Below are 4,494 nucleotides of genomic sequence, written 5' to 3' on the forward strand. Positions count from 1 at the left end.
TGCTGCGCTACAAGACCATCATCGGCCGAACGCTCCGCGCCCGGACTCTGCCCGCACAAAAGGTCGAGGCCAGGGTCGGCTGCAAGGTGCTCAACCGCATGACCGCTCTCGGCATGCCCGTCTCTCAAAGGCTTGCCTGAAACCTCCGGGAGGGCCACCGCTGCCCCCCGATCTCAGGTTGTGCACCAACGCCCATCGTCGGCCATCTCATCGCGCGCGATTCGATCCTGCCCGACGCGTCGAACTTACCGGTCGGTGCCGCAAACACGGTGCAGCTCGGCGAGCTGGTCTTCTATGGATATCTCGCACGCAATCACGCTGACCCGACACGCTACGCCGCCGCGGTTCGCGGGACGAACGGCTTCGCCGAGTGGGTGATCGACGCCGATTTCTTTCTGCGCGATGCCCCGTCGTCGCCCGGGGCGAAAGTCGAGGAGGGCTTCTGGAGCGTCTACGATACCATGACACTGGTCGGCCTCGACGGTGCGCAGATCGGCGTCAAGGCCGCCGATGGAATCGCGAGCGCGGTGGGGGCGGCGACCGTGACCATCTGCGGGCATAGCCTCGGATCCGCGGTCGCCACCTATCTCAGCTTCGACGTCGCAAAGCTCGTGGGCGCAAACGCGAGCGCCTGCCTGTTCGCCTCTCCGCGCACCGGCGACCTCGCCTGGACGACGGCCTACGCAGCCACGGTGACGACGTGCCGGCTCCTCAACTACATCCTCGACGTCGTGCCCTACGTGCCGCTCGACGCGCCGCCCGCGTTTCAATATTCGACGCTGGCCAGCGCCGAGATCATCCTTCCATCAGCCGCCCAGGCGGAGGTGCGGTTTGACATCGTCTGCGACCACAACGTGATTTGCTATTGCGCGATGATCGACTACGCGGACACCAAAGCTCGCGCGAGTGCCCAGGACGCTGCTTCCTGGCGCTGCATCGTGGGACCGCCGGCCTTCAGCCTCAACCGCGAGCTGACTCTCGCAATCGCGACGGCGGCCGAGGCCCTCGGAGGAGCCAGAGACGACGTCGTGCGGCTGGTTGACGCCTCGGCGAGGGCGAAAGGCGGGCACGTATAGCCGGGAGGCGCGACATTGGAGGCGCTCCAGCCGGCGACCCGCGCTCTCGCTAACAACGGCCGCGTCGAATAGCGGCTCCGTGCGCTCGCACGACAGCCCGACAACGCGGCTTCGCGCCGGTACGCCCCAAGCTACGGGCACTCGCCTAAGTTCGGCCCTCTAACGCCTTTTAGTATGGTTTCATCGGTTGCGCCGCTTTTATAAAAATATCCAATTTCTGCTCGACGATCTTCATCGATCAGCCCTTTCAGATACAGGTATATTTGGACGAAATGCGTAAATTCCAATGAAGCGCGTCGCATTGGCGCACCGTTTAATCTCACCGTTCTCCGCCAGATAGTGCGTTTCTCTCTCATAATACTATGAATACAAGCATCCAGTCGATCTGCCGGACAACGTGACGGTCGCCGCGGCCGTGCTCGCGGGCATCGGACCGGTGCCGTCGCCACGAAGACGGTTGTCCTGCTCACGCCCGAGGAGATAGACGAGGCTGCCCGGAAGCCCCTCGATTTTCGGGGCCCGGGGCACTGAGGCTCTTATGCCCCGCGGCGTACCCGAAACGGCAAAAAAAGCGGCAAGGGTCAAAACGGAACGCGACGTCCTTCACCAAGGAGAACCCGCGCCCCGGCCCTGGCCGACCCAAGGGCGTGCGGAACAAGTTCACGGAGGAGCTGAAGCAGGTCATCCTCGACGGCCTGCACAACGGCGACGACGAGGGATTATTCGGCTTCGTGCGCGACACTTCCGTCGACACGCCGACCGCGGCGTTGGCGCTGCTGCGCCGATCATCCCCGTCTCGATGTCTGGCCAGATCGACCACACCGTCAGGTCATCCTGCGCCGAGAACGCAGCAGTGGAAGACCGCTCTGCGCAAGAAACGGGCTTTCGCGGAGGGCATGGCGAACGGCTAAATTCGACACATGGCGCACATTCCCGGAAGGAAGGCCCCCAAAAGCGGTCGTTCCTAAATTTGCATTAAGCAGGACCCCCGCGTTTTGTGCTAGCGTGCCGTCAGCCAGGGAGCGCGATGAGCGAGACCCGGAAAATAGCGGCGATCCTCGTCTCAGACGTGGTCGGTTACAGCCGGCTCACCGGGGCAGATGAAGAGCTTGCCCTGGCGCGGCTTAGGACGCTGCGCAGCGATCTAATAGACCCCATAATCGCCGTACACCGCGGCCGCGTCGTTAAGCGTACTGGCGATGGGGCCATTGTGGAGTTCCGCAGTGTGGTGGACGCGGTGCGCTGCGCCATTGAAGTGCAACGCGGCATGATCGAGCGCAACGCCGGTCTGCCGGCCGAACGCCGCATTGAGTTTCGCATTGGCGTCCATCTGGGCGACGTCGTCGAGGAGAGCGACGGCGACCTGATGGGCGACGGCGTCAATATCGCCGCGCGATTGGAGGGCGTCGCGAAGCCCGGTTCGGTTTGTCTCTCAGAAGACGCCTATCGGCAGGTAAAACAGCGGCTCGATATCAAGGTCAGCGATCTCGGTCCGACGCAGCTCAAGAACATAGCCGAGCCGGTGCGCGTCTATTTGCTGGAAGTTGGTCAGCCTGCGGAGGCGAAACTATCGCCCTCGCCACCCGATCGAACAAAGGCGCCAGCGCCTAGGGCGCGTCTGACTGACGCCCCGCTCGCCGCCGCCGTCGTCGCACTTCTGCTCCTGACGGCCGCCGGCGGCTGGTTACTCCTCGCTGGCCGAAGCATGAAGCCAGCGCAGCCCGCCCATCTCTCGATGGTCGTGCTGCCGTTCACCAACCTTTCCGGCGATCCCGCGCAGGACTATTTTGCCGACGGCGTCACCGAGAACCTCACGACCGAACTTTCGCGCATCAAGGGCAGCTTCGTCATCGCCCGCAACACTGCCTTCACCTACAGGGGCAGAAACATCGACGCGAAGGGGATCGGCAAAGAGCTCGGCGTCCGCTATGTGCTCGAAGGCTCGGTTCAGCGCAACGGAGCCCATGTGCGCGTCAACGCGCAGCTGATCGACGCCGAATCCGGCGCGCATCTTTGGGCCGACCGGTTTGAAGAGAACGTGGCCGACCTCTTCAAGCTGCAGGACGAAGTCGTCACGCGATTGGCCGACAGCCTGAACTTCGTCTTGACCGAGGTCGAAGCCGAGAAGGGCGCGCGCTCCAACAATCCGGACGCAATCGACCTGACAATGCGCGGCTGGGAACTAATTTTGCGCGGCATGCAGCAACCCCAGAAAGAACGTCGCGACACGAACGACCAGGCGCGTCCCTTGTTCGAGCGCGCGCTTGCGATCGACTCCAACGACGCCGACGCCTTGGCCGGAAACGCGATGACCTATCTTCTCGACTACATTTATAAATGGGGCGACCCAGGAACGAACTACGAAGTCAAGGTGCTGGAGGAAACCAATCGGGCCATCGGGCTCGATCCCAGCAATGTCCGGGCATACTTTGTAAAGGCGCAGTATCTCAACCTTTCGGGACGCTCCGGCGAGGCTCTCGGCGCAGCCGAGGCCGGGCTGGCCGTCAATCCGAACTACGTCCTGCTCTATATCCCCCGCGTCCACGCGGAAAAGTTTTTGGGCCGATTCGAGGAGGCGAAATCGGATATTGAAAGAGCGCTTCGCTTGAGCCCGCGCGACCCAAGCGGCGCTCTCTTTCGCGATTTCTTAGGCGACTCCGAGATTGGTCTTGGCCATTTCGACGCGGCGATCGCTGAATTTCGTAAGGCGATCGACTTGGGCCAGCGAGGGTTCTTCGTCTACACGGACCTGGCGGCGGCATACGCCCTCTCCGGCAAGATGGACGAGGCGCAAGCCGCCTTGGCCGAAGCGCGCCGCCTTAATCCCGCGATCACCGTCAAATTGATGAAAGAGTTCACGGTTACGCCGGCCATTATTGACGGTCTCCGCAAGGCGGGGTTGCCGGAAGAATGAAACCCGTTCGCGGAAGATCGGGCGTCGGCTTCGGGCGGTGAAGCCCATTTCGCGCTCGGAAAGGACCGACGAATTTCGCCCGGACTCCGGTCCTCGCCGAGGCGACCCATGTAGGGTCGCTTTCCGCCCAATTGAGGCGTCCAAGGCTATGGTCTGTTAGGACCGTAATACGTCGATTCGCGACGTTCAATTGCTTGGGACGAAAGTTACGCGTCGGGTCGAGCTGATGCGTTCGAGCCCTGAGTGGGTGCACGAAGTCAAACACGACGGCTACCGGCTGCTCGCCCGCAAGCATGCGGGCCGGGGGCCAGGCCTTGCACTTGGGCAATCAATTAGGTCAAACAGCGCGGCCCGGAGCCACGATTCTGCTCAGGCTGCGCGGAGCAGGGTGAATCACCGACATGACGCTTGACGAAATATGCGCGCTCCACGACGACGCGGCCGAGGAGCACGAACGGATTGCCCGCCTGCGCTTGGGCCAGGTCGAATTCGAGCTCTCCAGCG

General features: G+C 62.8%; 3 protein-coding genes and 1 pseudogene. All 4 read left to right on the forward strand.

All coding sequences use genetic code 11. From position 1 onward, the window contains the following. Nucleotides 1-140 (forward strand): annotated as a pseudogene (locus tag ACLP25_RS30865) (IS5/IS1182 family transposase); the annotation flags it as partial. Between the two features lie 129 nt (nt 141-269). Continuing rightward, the gene (locus ACLP25_RS30870) at nt 270-1,076 is read left to right on the forward strand and encodes a lipase family protein (RefSeq protein WP_442472908.1); all 807 of its coding nucleotides are present in this window, start codon (nt 270-272) and stop codon (nt 1,074-1,076) included. A 647-nt stretch (nt 1,077-1,723) separates the two neighbouring features. Then, nucleotides 1,724-1,987 carry a hypothetical protein gene (locus ACLP25_RS30875; RefSeq protein WP_442472909.1) on the forward strand — a complete coding sequence of 88 codons (264 nt, stop codon included), beginning with the start codon at nt 1,724-1,726 and terminating at the stop codon, nt 1,985-1,987. Between the two features lie 116 nt (nt 1,988-2,103). Continuing rightward, entirely contained in the window at nt 2,104-3,990 is a 1,887-nt protein-coding gene (locus tag ACLP25_RS30880; RefSeq protein ID WP_442472910.1) for an adenylate/guanylate cyclase domain-containing protein, read from the forward strand. The last annotated feature ends 504 nt before the right edge of the window (nt 3,991-4,494 follow it).

This window comes from Roseiarcus sp. (assembly GCF_052145395.1).
Classification (GTDB): domain Bacteria; phylum Pseudomonadota; class Alphaproteobacteria; order Rhizobiales; family Beijerinckiaceae; genus Roseiarcus.

Bases quoted from the DNA above. Each gene is read 5' to 3' on its own strand.
- ACLP25_RS30880 (WP_442472910.1), top strand. From the start codon at position 2,104: ATGAGCGAGACCCGGAAAATAGCGGCGATCCTCGTCTCAGACGTGGTC.